The organism is Microtetraspora sp. AC03309 (genome assembly GCF_020826795.1).
Classification (GTDB): domain Bacteria; phylum Actinomycetota; class Actinomycetes; order Streptosporangiales; family Streptosporangiaceae; genus Microtetraspora; species Microtetraspora glauca.
Window position 1 is genome coordinate 16,991 of sequence record NZ_JADDIL010000041.1, and the last position, 13,303, is coordinate 30,293.

Sequence of the window (13,303 nt, forward strand, 5' to 3'; positions counted from 1 at the left end):
CGCCCTTTGCCCCGATTCTGGAACGGATCTCATTCAATGCCCCCACCCTCGCCGAACTGCGTCTTTTGCGCCGGCGCCGGGGTTCGGGCTCGGAGGAAAGGAAAAACGCGTAACCCTAGCGGCGGCTGATCGTTAAACATATCTGACCAAGTGCGCACTTTGGTGTCAACGCTGACGTCTGGTCTTATCGCCTGGTTTACTCCGTGTTCAAATCGTGATCGAACCCGTGGCCTCGGTCCTCGGGCGGGTCAGCCGGTCACGTCGCGCGGGCCCAGCGCGGGCCCGTGCTCGAACGGCACGGCGGCCCCCATGAAACCGCCCCCGCCGGGTAGGGCCAGGCGCCGCGGAGGCCGGCGCTCCAGCGGGACCAGCGGCGCCGCCTGAGCCGCACTGGCGACCAGCGCCGCCGCCTGGGCGGGGTCCTGGAACCGGGCGATCCGCCGGATCACCCGGTTGCGCAGTTCCGGCAGATACGCGTAGAGGCTGTCGCCCGGGCACGAGGTGGCGTTGAGGTCGCGGTGTCCGACGATCGCCACGCTCGGGTCGAGGCCGTAGACGCCGCAGAGCCAGGCCGCGAGACGGGTCAGCGCCACGATCTGCCGGTGGAGGGGCAACTCGGTCATGTAGGTGCCCTCGGTCTCGATGCCGATCGTGTGGCTGTTGTGGTTCGCCGTGTGCGCGCCCACCACGTGCTCCCCGCGCGCGATGGCGGCGAGCGTGCCGTTCCTTCCCTCCATGACGTAGCCGCCGCGGCTGATCGTGAACTGCTGGCCGATGTCGTCCCAGCCGTTGCGGCCCATGTGGTAGCGCTGGATCGCCTGCGACAGCCGGAAGGCGGCGTCGATCCCGGTGTCGGCGACGTTGGCCGTCGCCGTGTGGTGGACGACGATCCGGTCCGGCGCGTGGTCGACCACCCGGGCCGGGCGCCGCGGCGGGCGGGCCTGCCAGTCCTGGCGCGGATGGATGCGCGGCGGGGCGGCGATGACGGTCCCGGTGGTCGACGCCGTCCGCGCCGCCACAGTCGGTGCCGTAGTCGCCGCGGCAGCGGGGACCGCCGCGGGTGTCGCGGCCTCCGCCGCCGTTCCCGCCGCGGGTGTCGCGGCCTCCGCCGTTCCCGCCGCTGTCGCCCCCGTGGCCCCGGTGGTGGCGGCTGTGGCTCCCGCCGTACTGCCCGAGGCTGTGCCCGATGCCGTGCCCGAGGCCGTGCCCGATGCCGTGCCCGACGTCGCGGCGGCGGTCGCGGGCGCGTCCGGAGGCATGACGGCGGGGGGAGGCGGCCGGAGCAGAGCCACGCCCGCGACACCGCCCCCGAGCGCCAGGAACGCCCGTCGGCTGAGCGCGGCCTCACCATCCGGCGTGAGACCGCGTGTGCGCGCGGCCTCGGGCACCGGCCCGAGGTCGCCGGAGTGTGCGGCCTCATCGTCCGGCGTGAGACCGCGGAAGAACACGGACATATTGACCCTCCCCGAATCGAGCGTGAATTCTCGGGGTTTCCACGTCGGCCGGGAAGGTCGAAGCCATCGTCCCCAGGCACGGAGACGACTACTCCTCGCGGTCGGATAGTGACGGGTATGTCCGCTGCGCCGGGCGTGTTACGGGATGGCGGCGAGGAAGCGCTCCCGCTCCTCCTCGGGCAGGTGGTCGATGAAGAGGACACCGTCCAGGTGGTCGGCCTCGTGCTGGAGCACACGGGCGAGCATGCCGATGGCGCGGATCGTGAGCGGCTTGCCGTACATGTCCCGGCCGCGGGCGACGGCGGAGAAGGAGCGCTCCAGCGGCCACCACAGGTTCGGGGCCGACAGGCACGCCTCGTCGGCCCGGATCAGGCGGCCGGAGACCTCCAGTCGCGGGTTGACGATGTGGCCCGCCCTTCCGTCCACCTCGAAGGCGATCACCCTGAGGGGGACGCCGATCTGCGGCGCGGCCAGCCCGGCCCGTCCCGACCCGGCCCGCATGGTCGCGGTGAGCGACCGGACGAGATCGCGGATGGAACGATCGAAGGCGGTGACCGGTTCGGCTACGCTCCGTAGCACTGGATCACTGAACATCCGGATCTGCCGGGCACTCATGCACGCTCCCCGCGGCGACGACGACACCACAACGAAATGCCCGCACGGGGCGCGTTCCAATCTCTGTTAAATCCGTATTACCACGGTGATACCTGTAGATCGGATGTTTCACGGGTGCGTCACTTGTAACCCCCGCACGATCACCGAGAGTCATCGTGCGTAACGCGCGCCTCCTAGCGTCGGAGCCGGTCCCCCAGCCGGCCCCGACGAACGCGGGAGGAACGATGACGATGGCGCGAGAGGCGCGCAGCGCACCACGGAAAGGCCGCTGGATCGGCCACTGGGAGCCGGACGACCCGGCATTCTGGGAGAGCACGGGCCGCAGGGTCGCGCGACGCAACCTGATCTTCTCGATCGTCGCGGAGCACCTCGGGTTCACCCTGTGGACCGTATGGAGCATCGTGGCGGTGAAGCTCGGCGCCTACGAGTTCTCCACGGACCAGCTGTTCTGGATCGTCTCCCTGCCCAACCTGGTCGGGTCCGCGCTGCGCATCCCCTACACCTTCGCGCCCGCCCGGTTCGGCGGGCGCGACTGGACGATCGCCAGCGCGCTGTTCCTGCTGATCCCCGCCGTCCTCCTCGCGGTCGCGGTGAGCGATCCGGGCACGCCGTACTGGGCGTTCCTCGCCATCGCGGCCACCGCCGGGCTGGGCGGCGGCAACTTCGCCTCCAGCATGGCGAACATCACCTACTTCTATCCCCAGTCGCGGCAGGGCGCGGCCCTCGGGCTGAACGCCGCAGGAGGCAACATCGGCGTCAGCTCCGTCCAGCTCCTCATGCCGCTGGTGATCGGCGCGTTCGGCCTCGCCGCCGCCGGACTGTTCTGGGTGCCGTTCATCGTGGCCGCGAGCGCAGGCGCCTACCTCTTCATGGACAACCTCACCTCGGCGAAGGCCGGCCCGAGGGAACAGCTCAAGATCGTCACGAGCGGGCACACGTGGATCATGTCGATCCTCTACATCGGCACGTTCGGCTCGTTCATCGGCTACTCCACCGCGTTCCCGCTGCTGATCAAGTCGCAGTTCCCCGAGCACACCTCGCTCGTCGGGTACGCGTTCGCCGGAGCCCTCGTCGGCTCGCTGGTCCGCCCCGCCGGTGGCTGGTTGTCCGACCGGCTCGGCGGTGCCCGGGTGACCATCGCCGGGTTCGCGGCGATGGCCCTGGCGCTCCTCCTGGTGTGGCGGGGGCTGGCCGCGCACGACATCACCCTGTTCTTCGGCGCGTACCTGCTGCTGATCGCCACGACGGGCGTCGGCAACGGCTCGACCTACCGCATGATCCCCGCGATCTTCCGGGCGCGGGCGACGGCCGGGGTCCCGGCATCCGACACGGAGGCGTTCGCGGAGGCGGCGGCGAACGGCCGGCGGGACGCGTCCGCCGCGATCGGCGTCATCTCCGCGATCGGCGCGTTCGGCGGATTCTTCATCAACCGGGGCTTCGGCACCTCCATCGGGGCGACGGGGGACGCGTCCGCCGCACTCGCCGCCTTCGCCGCCTTCTACGCGGTCTGCCTCGCGCTCACCTGGTTCTGCTACCTGCGGAGGGCCGGTTCCAGAGCCGCCGCGGGCCTCGCCGCGGCGCGGGTCTGACCGGCCCCTCACAGCGCGCCGAGCCCGCCCGTTAGCGCGGTTAGCGGCTTGTAGCACAGAGGTAACAGAAGGGACCCAGCGGTGAAACCCCCTGTCAGCACCATCGGACCCGTGCCGATCTCACCGTCCCCCCGAGCGCCTGTGATGTCACGGGTGCCGGAGGGACCCGCCACCCACTGCCCGTACTGCGCCCTGCAGTGCGGCATGAACGTGGCCGGGGGAGAGGTCACTCCGCGCGAGGACATCCCCGCCAACGCCGGTGGCCTGTGCCAGAAGGGATGGACCTCGGCGGAACTGCTCGCGTCCCCCGAACGCCTGACCACCCCGCTGCTGCGCGGCCGGCCCGCCACCTGGGACGAGGCGCTCGGCTTCGTCGCCGCGCGGATCAGGGCAGTCCAGGAGGAGCACGGCCACGACGCGGTGGCGGTGTTCGGCGGCGGCGGCCTCACCAACGAGGCGGCCTACCAGCTCGGCAAGTTCGCCAGGGTGGCGCTGCGCACCGCCCAGATCGACTACAACGGCAGGTTCTGCATGTCGTCGGCGGCGGCCGCGGCCTGCCGGGCGTTCGGGATGGACCGCGGCCTGCCGTTCCCGATCACGGACATCGGGCGCGCGGACGCGCTGCTGCTCGCGGGCGGCAACGTCGCGGAGACCATGCCGCCCTTCGTCCGCCACCTGACGAGGATGCGCGACGGCGGCGGGCGTCTGATCGTCGTCGATCCGCGGGTCACCCCGACGGCCGCGCTCGCGGACCTCCACCTGCAGGTGACCCCGGGCACCGACCTCGCCCTCGCGCTCGGCCTGCTGCACCTGGCCGTCGCCGAGGGGTACGCGGACCTCGGCTACCTCGCCGCGCGTACGAGCGGGTTCGAGGCGGTCAGGGACTCGGTGGCGGCGTGGTGGCCGGAACGCGTCGAGCGGGTCACCGGGGTGCCGGTGGCCCGGATGCGCGAGGCCGTACGCCTGCTCGGCACCGCCCCGAGGGCGATGATCCTCACGGGCAGGGGCGCCGAGCAGCACGCCAAGGGCACCGACACGGTGACCGCGTTCGTCAACCTGGCGCTCACGCTCGGCCTGCCCGGCCGCGAGGGGTCCGGCTACGGCTGCGTCACCGGTCAGGGGAACGGACAGGGCGGGCGCGAGCACGGGCAGAAGGCCGACCAGCTTCCCGGCTACCGCAAGATCGACGACCCGGCGGCCCGCGCTCACGTCGCGTCCGTGTGGGGCGTCGATCCGGACGACCTGCCCGGCCCCGGACGGTCGGCGTACGAGCTGCTGGACGCGCTGGGCACACCGGGAGGGCCCAAGGCGCTCCTGCTGTTCGGGTCCAACCCGGTGGTGTCCGCGCCGCGCGCCGGGCACGTCGCCGAGCGGCTGGGCGCGCTGGACCTCCTCGTGGTCACCGACCTCGTGCTCTCGGAGACCGCCGCCATGGCCGACGTCGTGCTGCCGGTCACGCAGTGGGCCGAGGAGGCGGGCACGATGACGAACCTGGAGGGCCGCGTCCTGCTCCGCCGCCGGGCCGCCGACCCACCGCCCGGAGTGCGGAGCGACCTGGCCGTCCTGCACGGCATCGCCGACCGGCTCGGCCGCGGTGACCTGTTCCCCACCGACCCGCGTACGGTCTTCGACGAGCTGAGGAGGGCGTCCGAGGGAGGGATGGCCGACTATTCGGGCATCACCTACGAGCGGATCGCGGCCGAGACCGGCGTCTTCTGGCCCTGCCCGCGCACCGGTGAGGACGGCGGGCCGCATCCGGGCACGCCGCGGCCCTTCCTGGACCGCTTCGCCACCGCCGACGGCCGGGCCAGGCTCGTCCCGGTCGAACACCGGCCGGTGGCCGAGGAGATCGACGAGGAGTTCCCCTACTACCTGACGTCGGGCCGGGTGCTCGCGCACTACCAGTCGGGCGCCCAGACTCGACGGGTCCCCGCGCTGAACGCCGCGTCGCCCGAGCCGTTCGTGGAAGTCCACCCCGACCTGGCGGAGAGGCTCGGCATCGAGCCGGGCGACACCGTCCTGGTGCGCGGCCGGCGCGGCTCCTCCGAGTGCGTCGCCCGGGTGAGCGCCGCGATCCGGCCGGACACGTTGTTCATGCCGTTCCACTGGGAGGGCGTCAACAGGCTGACCAATCCGGCGCTCGATCCGGTGTCGAAGATGCCGGAGTTCAAGGTCTGCGCGGCGACGCTGGAGCGCCGGACGCCGCCCCTCGCGACGGCCGTCGCGGGGGCGGCCGTGGGAGCCGTCGCGGGAGCCGTCGCGGGAGCCGGGAACGCCGCGGCGGCGGGTACGGAGCGTGCCCGATGAGGCTCGTCGTGGTCGGGAACGGGATGGCGGGCGCCCGCCTGGTGAGCGAGGTGCGCGCCCGGAGCGCGGACGTGCGCATCACGGTGTTCGGCGCCGAGGCGGCGCAGCCGTACAACCGGGTGCTGCTCTCGAACGTGGTGGCGGGCACCTCGACCCGGGAACAGGTCCGCCTGCTCGACCCCCGGTGGTACGCGGAGCACGGCGTGACGGCGCGTCTCGGTGTGGCGGTGAGCGCCGTCGACAGGGACGGCCGGGCGGTCGTGGGCGCCGACGGGACGCGAGAGCCGTACGACGTGCTGGTGCTGGCCACGGGCAGCGAGCCGGTGGTGCCGCCGATCCCCGGGGTGGAGCGGGCGACGCCGTTCCGGACGCTGGACGACTGCGACCGGATCAGGGAGGCCGCCGCGACGGCGCGCCGCGCGGTGGTGATCGGCGGTGGGCTCCTCGGCGTCGAGGCGGCGCGCGGTCTGGCCGGGCTCGGCCTGCCGGTGACGCTCCTCCATCTCGCCGGCCATCTGATGGAGCGCCAGCTCGACGCGGAGGCGGGGCTGGTGCTCGGCGAGACGCTCGCCGCCCTCGGCGTCGAGACGGTGACCGGGGTGAACGCGATCAGGATCGCCGAGGGAGGGGTGGAGCTGTCGGAGGGCGGACCGGTCGAGGCCGACCTGGTCGTGCTCGCCTGCGGTGTCCGGCCGGTCGTCGGGCTGGCCCGCGACGCGGGACTCGGCGTCGAGCGCGGCGTCCTCGTGGACGACGAGTTGCGCACCGACGACCCGGCGATCTTCGCGATCGGGGAGTGCGCGCAGCACGCGGGCACGGTCTACGGCCTGGTGGCCCCGGCGTGGGAGCAGGCGTCCGTCGTGGCGGACCTGGTCACGGGGACGGACAAGGAGGCGCGTTACCGGGGTTCCCGGCTGGTCACGCGGTTGAAGGCGAATCGCGTGGAACTCGCCGCGATGGGGGAGACCCACCTGACGGAGGACGAGGCGGAGATCGTCCGCTTCAGTCACCGGCGCGACGGCACCTACCGCAAGCTCGTGATCAGGGACGACCGACTGGTCGGCGCGATCCTGCTGGGCGAGACGGCGGCCGTGGGCACGCTGACCCAGCTGTTCGACAGGGGCGGGCCGCTGCCCGCCGACCGGGCGGGCCTGCTCTTCCCCGGTCTCGCCGGTCTCGCCGGTCTCGCCGGCCTCGGCGCGGGAGGCGCGGGGGGCGCGGGGGGCGGCGCAGCGGTGGCGGACAGCCCGGTGCGCATGCCGGACTCGGCCCGGGTCTGCCGGTGCAACGACGTCACGAAGGGCCGGATCAGGGCCTGCTGGGAGTCCGGCGCGAGGGACGTCGCCGCGGTGGCGGCCGCGACGCGGGCCACGACCGGATGCGGCGGGTGCCGCGACGCGGTGGAGGGGATCATCGGCTGGCTGTGCGAGCAGGAGGGCGTGCACGCGTGAACGCGAAGCGGCGAAGGGACGCGGCGAGTACGGCGAACGAGGAGCGTGGCGTGATCATGAGGCCGGAGCGGAGGACGACCGGGGAAGCGGTGCCGAGCACGGGACGGCGGGTCGTCGTCGTGGGATACGGCCCGACGGCGCACCGGCTGGTCGAGGCGCTCGCCGCGGGCGGGTTCGCGGGCACCGTCACGGTGCTCGGGGAGGAGCCGCGCCCGGCCTATGACCGGGTGGCGCTGACCTCCTATCTGGCCGGCCGTACCGTCGAGGACCTCACCTACCCGGTGCCCGGCGGCGCGGCGGTCACCGTGACGGTCACGGTGGGCGCCCGGGTGGTGGACGTCGACCGCGAGAACCGCACAGTGGTCACGGCGGCGGGCGAGGCCGTGCCGTACGACGTGCTGGTGCTGGCGACCGGGTCGGCGCCGTTCGTGCCGCCGGTGCCGGGGAGCGACCTGCCCGGGTGCTTCGCCTACCGGACGATCGACGACCTGGACGCGATCAGGGAGGCGGCGCGGGACGGCGGTCCCGGCGTCGTCGTCGGCGGGGGGCTCCTCGGCCTGGAGGCCGCCGACGCCCTGCGCAGGCTCGGCCTGACCACCCACGTCGTGGAGATGAGCGACCGGCTGCTGCCCCGGCAGGTGGACGAGGGCGGCGGCGCGGTGCTCAGGAACCACATCGAGGCGCTCGGCCTGACCGTGCACACGGGCGCCGGAGTGGCGGCGGTCGAGCCGGGGCAGGACGGCAGGGCGGCCCGCCTGGTGAAGCCGGACGGCGAGGCGATCGACGCCCGCGTGGTGGTGTTCTCCGCCGGCATCAGGCCGCGCGACGAGCTCGCCCGGCGGTGCGGCCTCGCGGTGGGCGAGCGCGGAGGCGTCGTCGTGGACGCGGCCATGCGCACCTCGGACCCGCGCGTCTACGCAGTGGGGGAGTGCGCCCTGGCCGGGGGCATGGTCTACGGGCTGGTCGGGCCTTGCTTCACGCAGGCCGAGGTGGCCGCCGACCGGATACTCGGCGGCACGGCGACGTTCGAGGGCGCGGACCTGTCGGCGAAGCTGAAGCTGCTCGGCGTCGAGGTCGCCCAGTTCGGCGCGACGGCCGGGGCGCTCGACGTCACCTACATGGACCCGGTCGCCGGGATCTACAAGCGGCTGTTCGTCAGCGACGACGCGAGGACGCTGCTCGGCGGCATCTGCGTGGGCGACGCGGCGCCGTACGACACGCTGCGGCCCTTCGTGGGCAGGGACCTGCCGGGGACGCCGAGCGACCTGCTGTTCGCCGGTGCGGGCGGCGACCGCGTCGACCTGCCGGACGACGCGCAGGTCTGCTCCTGCAACAACGTCACCAGGGGCCGGGTCCGCGCGGCCGTCGCCGAGCACGGCCTGACCGACGTTCAGGGCGTCAAGGAATGCACCAGGGCCGGGACGACCTGCGGCAGTTGCGTGCCGATGCTCAAGCGGATCCTGGCCGAGTCGGGCGTCGAGGTGGGCAAGGCCCTGTGCGAGCACTTCGCGTACAGCAGGGCCGAACTGTTCGACATCGTCCAGGTGCGCGGGATCACGACCTTCTCCCGCCTGATCGCGGAGCACGGCACCGGACGCGGCTGCGACATCTGCAAGCCGGTGGTCGCCTCGATCCTCGCGTCCCTGGGCAACGGCCACATCCTGGACGGCGAGCAGGCGGCGCTCCAGGACACCAACGACCACTTCCTCGCCAACATCCAGAAGAACGGCACCTACTCCGTGGTGCCGCGCGTCCCCGGCGGCGAGATCACGCCGGAGAGGCTCATCGTGATCGGCGAGGTGGCCCGCGACTTCGGGCTGTACACCAAGATCACCGGAGGGCAGCGGATCGACCTTCTCGGCGCCCGCGTCGAGCAGCTCCCGCGGATCTGGAAGCGGCTCGTGGACGCGGGCTTCGAGTCCGGCCACGCGTACGGCAAGGCGCTGCGCACGGTGAAGTCGTGCGTCGGCTCGACCTGGTGCAGGTACGGCGTGCAGGACTCCGTCGGCCTGGCCATCGCCCTCGAACTGCGCTACCGGGGGCTGCGGGCGCCGCACAAGCTCAAGTCGGCGGTGTCCGGCTGCGCCCGCGAATGCGCCGAGGCCAGGTCGAAGGACTTCGGGATCATCGCCACCGAGCGGGGCTGGAACCTCTACGTCGGAGGCAACGGAGGCTTCACGCCCCGGCACGCCGATCTGCTCGCCGCCGACCTGCCGGCCGATGAGCTGGTCCGCCTGATCGACCGGTTCCTGATGTTCTACATCCGCACCGCCGACCGGCTGCAGCGGACCTCCGCCTGGCTGGAGAACCTCGACGGCGGACTCGACTACCTGCGCGAGGTGATCGTCGAGGACTCGCTCGGCATCTGCGCGGACCTCGACGCCCAGATGGAGCGGCACGTCGCCGACTACGCCGACGAGTGGCGCGCCACCCTCGAGGACCCCGAGCGGTTGCGCCGGTTCGTGAGCTTCGTCAACGCGCCGGGCACCCCCGACCCGTCCATCGCCTTCGAGACCGAGCGTGAGCAGATCAAACCGACCCTGATCCCCCTGGAGGCAGTGAGCAGATGAGCGTTCTTCAGGAAAGTCCCGCCATGGCCGGAAGGCCGGCCGGGGAGCGTGCCTGGACCCCGGTCTGCCGGTACGCCGACCTTCTGCCCGACCGCGGCGCGGCGGCGCTGGTCGGCCATCACCAGGTCGCCGTGTTCCGCACCTTCGAAGGCGGCCTGTACGCCATCGGCAACCGCGACCCCTACAGCGGCGCCTACGTGCTGTCGCGCGGCATCGTCGGCAGCAGGGGCGCGGAGCCGACGGTGGCCTCGCCCATGCACAAGCAGGTCTTCTCGCTGCTGACCGGCGTCAGCCTGGACGATCCGGCGACAGCCGTACCGACCTATCCGATCCGCGTCACCGACGGAACCGTGGAGGTGGGCCTTGACCGCGCCGCCTGACCTGATGCCCGACCTGCTGCCGGCGCCGACGCCCGGCCTGATGCCGGGCGGCCTCCCGGCAGTGCCGCCGGGACCGCAGCCCGCGCTGCCGTCCGTACCCTCCTTCGGGCAGGCGTCCGGGCCGTACTCAGAGGCGGCGCCGGGCGTGCCCGGCTCACCGGAGCACAGTCCGGAGACCGCGCCCGACGCGCTCGCCGGGTTCACGATCGGGGTGACCGCCACCCGGCGCCGTGAGGAGTTCTCCGCGCTGCTGGAACGCCGCGGCGCGCGCGTCGTCCAGGCGCCGGCGATCAGGCTCGTGCCGGTGGCCGAGGACACCGAACTGCTCGCCGCCACGCGGGAGTGCCTGGCCGCCCCCGTCGACGACGTGGTGGTCACCACCGGCGTGGGCTTCCGCGGCTGGATGGCGGCGGCCGAAGGCTGGGGCCTGTCCTCCGAGATCGTCGCGCGGCTGTCGCGGGCGCGGCTGCTGCCCCGCGGACCCAAGGCGCGCGGCGCGGTACGGGCCGCCGGCCTCGCCGACCACTGGACGCCGCCCACCGAGTCGTGCGAGGAGGTCAAGCAGTACCTCCTCGGCCAGGACCTGCGCGGCCGCCGCGTCGCGGTCCAGCTGCACGGCGAGCCGTTGACGGGCTTCGTGGAGGCGCTGCGCGCGGCGGGGGCGCAGGTGATCGAGGTGCCCGTCTACCGGTGGCTGCCCTACCGTGACCCCTCGCCGCTGCGCCGCCTGGTCACCCAGGCCATCTCCGGATCGGTCGACGCCGTCGCGTTCACCAGCGCGCCCGCCGTCCTCGCCATGCTCAACGCCGCCCGCGCCGAGGGCCTGGAGCACGCCCTGATCGCGGCCTTCCGCGGCCCGGTGGTCGCGGCCTGCGTGGGCTCCGTCACCGCGGCCCCGCTGACGGAACGCGGCGTCCCGGTGATCCAGCCCGACCGGTCCCGCCTCGGTGCCCTGGCCCGCACGCTGGCCCGCCACCTGCCGGAGAACGGCGTGACGCGGCTCGTCGCGGGCGGTCACCGCCTGGAGATCCGCGGACACGCCGTCGTCGTGGACCACGACCTCAAGCCGCTGCCGCCCGCCCCGATGGCCGTGCTCAAGCGCCTCGCCGAGCGGCCGGGCCACGTCGTGGCGCGATCGGACCTGCGGCTGGTCCTCCCCGGCGGCGCGTCGCGCGACTCGGCCGAGCACGCCGTCGAGATGGCCATCACACGGCTGCGCCGCGGCCTCGGCCCGGCAGGGATCGTCGAGACCGTGGTCAAGCGCGGCTACCGGCTGGCCTGCGACCGGGACGAATGGTGACGACCCTCGTCCTGGCCGCGCACGGCGCCCGCGACCCCCGGTGGGCGGCGGTCATGGCCGCCGTCGCCGGACGGGTGCGCCGCGCGCGTCCCGGCACGCCGGTCGAGCTCGGCTTCCTGGAGATCAGCTCGCCGCCCCTCACCGAGGTGCTGGCCTGCGTACGCGGCCCGGTCGTGGTCGTTCCGTTGCTCCTCGCCGGCGGATACCACGCGCACATCGACCTGCCCGCGGTGGTCGCCCGTGCCCGGCCGGACGCCGTCGTGGCCGGACGCCTCGGGCCTCATCCGCTGCTCGCCTCGGTGCTCGCCCGGCGGCTCGCCTCCGCCGGGCTGCGCTCCTGCGACGCGGTGATCCTCGGCGCGGCCGGGTCCTCCGACCCCGCCGCCCTCGACGACGTGCGGGCCGCCGCCCGCCTGCTCGCCGTACGGCTGTCGCGCCCGGTCACCGCGGCCTTCGCCGCCAACGGGAGCCCCACGATCGGCGAGGCGCTCGACGGGGTGCGGACGGGCCCGGCGCCGCGCGCCGTGATCGCGTCCTACCTGCTCGCCCCCGGGTTCTTCCACACCCGGCTGAGCGAGAGCGGCGCCGACCTGGTCAGCGAGCCGCTGGGCGCCGACGACGACCTCGCCGCGCTGGTGTGGACGCGGTTCGACGAGGTGGCGGAGACGGTCGCCGGTACGGCCTGCCGCCCGGATCCCGTCGCGCGGTAGCGCAGCCCGGAGCCCGTCTGCTGCGAGCACCCGAGCCTGTCCTACGGCGAGCATCCGAGCCTGTCTTGCGGAGAGCACCCGAGGTCTTACGGCGAGTGCTGTCCGGAACCGGTGGCTCGACACGCGTCACCCGCGGTACATGCCGGCCGAGATCTCGTTGAGGGTGTCTCCGAGGCGGTTCAGCCAGTCCGCAATGATCTCCAGTTCGACCTCGGAATACCGGGCGTGCATTGCCGTCATGGCATCGCGGATCCCCAGCGGGTTGTCCCCCGCGGACATGGAGCCGGACGGGTCGGCCAGCCGCACCACCACCTTGCGCCGGTCCTCGGGGTGGCGGTCGCGTACGACCAGGCCGCGCGCCTCCATCCGGTCGATGAGGCCGGTGACCGAGCCGGTGGCGAGCTTCAGCCACTGCGCGATCTCTCCTGGGGTCATCGCCCCCGCGCTTCGCAGCAGCATGTAGCACTGGAAGTCCGTGGGGTTGAGGTCGAGGCCGGCCGACATGGCGTGCAGCAGCCGGATGAGGCCGGCGGCGAGCCGCTGCCCGTCGCCCTGGATCGCGAGATAGAGGCTCTCGCGGGATCGGACCGGTTCCGGGCGCTCCGCGTCGGCCCCTGTGCCGGATCGCGTCTCAGCCCGTGCCCCAGCCCGTGCCCCAGCCCGTGTCTCAGGCGGTGTCTCAGGCCGGGTCTCAGCCTGCGTCTCGGGTCGGCTCTCGGGTCGCGTGTCCGGTTGTTCCGGCCGACCGGATCCCGGGGCGCTGTCCATTCGTCTCCAACGGGGTCGGCGCGGCGGATCGCGGGGCGGGGTCGTCGTCTCGTTCGTGCGTCGCACAGGAATTCTAGGGCGGGTCCGCCGACCGGCGGCGCTGCTCCGCGCGGGCCGCCCATGCTCTCCGTTGACCCCGCCGTGGCTCCGGCCCGTCGC

Annotated in this window: 10 protein-coding genes; 7 read left to right on the forward strand and 3 right to left on the reverse strand. The window is 73.4% G+C overall.

What is annotated here, in order from left to right:
• Positions 1-248: 248 nt before the first annotated feature.
• Together IMZ11_RS23720 and IMZ11_RS23725 are read right to left on the reverse strand one after the other, a co-directional pair.
• Complete coding sequence (locus tag IMZ11_RS23720; RefSeq protein ID WP_228644549.1) at positions 249-1,454, reverse strand: peptidoglycan recognition family protein; 1,206 nt, start codon at positions 1,452-1,454, stop codon at positions 249-251.
• Between the two features lie 138 nt (positions 1,455-1,592).
• Positions 1,593-2,069, reverse strand: a complete 477-nt coding sequence (locus IMZ11_RS23725; protein WP_228644550.1) for a peptide deformylase — start codon at positions 2,067-2,069, stop codon at positions 1,593-1,595.
• Positions 2,070-2,293: 224 nt separating this feature from the next.
• On the opposite strand from IMZ11_RS23725, the gene IMZ11_RS23730 reads away from it, so the two are divergent.
• From IMZ11_RS23730 to IMZ11_RS23760, 7 genes are all read left to right on the forward strand, one after another.
• Entirely contained in the window at positions 2,294-3,658 is a 1,365-nt protein-coding gene (locus IMZ11_RS23730; RefSeq protein WP_308066836.1) for an MFS transporter, read from the forward strand.
• Positions 3,659-3,802: 144 nt separating this feature from the next.
• A complete protein-coding gene (locus tag IMZ11_RS23735; protein WP_228644586.1) occupies positions 3,803-5,965 on the forward strand; it encodes a molybdopterin oxidoreductase family protein in 2,163 nt (720 codons plus the stop codon).
• Entirely contained in the window at positions 5,962-7,416 is a 1,455-nt protein-coding gene (locus IMZ11_RS23740; RefSeq protein ID WP_228644551.1) for an FAD-dependent oxidoreductase, read from the forward strand. Before IMZ11_RS23735 ends, IMZ11_RS23740 begins: the two co-directional genes overlap by 4 nt.
• Before the next feature lie 56 nt (positions 7,417-7,472).
• Positions 7,473-9,986: a nitrite reductase large subunit NirB gene (gene nirB, locus IMZ11_RS23745; protein ID WP_228644587.1), complete on the forward strand. Its 2,514-nt coding sequence runs from the start codon at positions 7,473-7,475 to the stop codon at positions 9,984-9,986.
• 23 nt (positions 9,987-10,009) lie between these two features.
• Complete coding sequence (gene nirD / locus IMZ11_RS23750; protein WP_228644552.1) at positions 10,010-10,366, forward strand: nitrite reductase small subunit NirD; 357 nt, start codon at positions 10,010-10,012, stop codon at positions 10,364-10,366.
• The gene (locus tag IMZ11_RS23755) at positions 10,350-11,666 is read left to right on the forward strand and encodes a uroporphyrinogen-III synthase (RefSeq protein WP_228644553.1); all 1,317 of its coding nucleotides are present in this window, start codon (positions 10,350-10,352) and stop codon (positions 11,664-11,666) included. The genes nirD and IMZ11_RS23755 overlap by 17 nt, the downstream gene beginning before the upstream one ends.
• Positions 11,660-12,376, forward strand: coding sequence for a sirohydrochlorin chelatase (locus tag IMZ11_RS23760; protein WP_228644554.1), 717 nt, complete (start codon positions 11,660-11,662; stop codon positions 12,374-12,376). Before IMZ11_RS23755 ends, IMZ11_RS23760 begins: the two co-directional genes overlap by 7 nt.
• 126 nt (positions 12,377-12,502) lie before the next feature.
• On the opposite strand, the gene IMZ11_RS23765 is transcribed toward IMZ11_RS23760, so the two are convergent.
• Positions 12,503-12,934, reverse strand: coding sequence for a MarR family transcriptional regulator (locus tag IMZ11_RS23765; protein WP_228644588.1), 432 nt, complete (start codon positions 12,932-12,934; stop codon positions 12,503-12,505).
• Between the last annotated feature and the right edge of the window lie 369 nt (positions 12,935-13,303).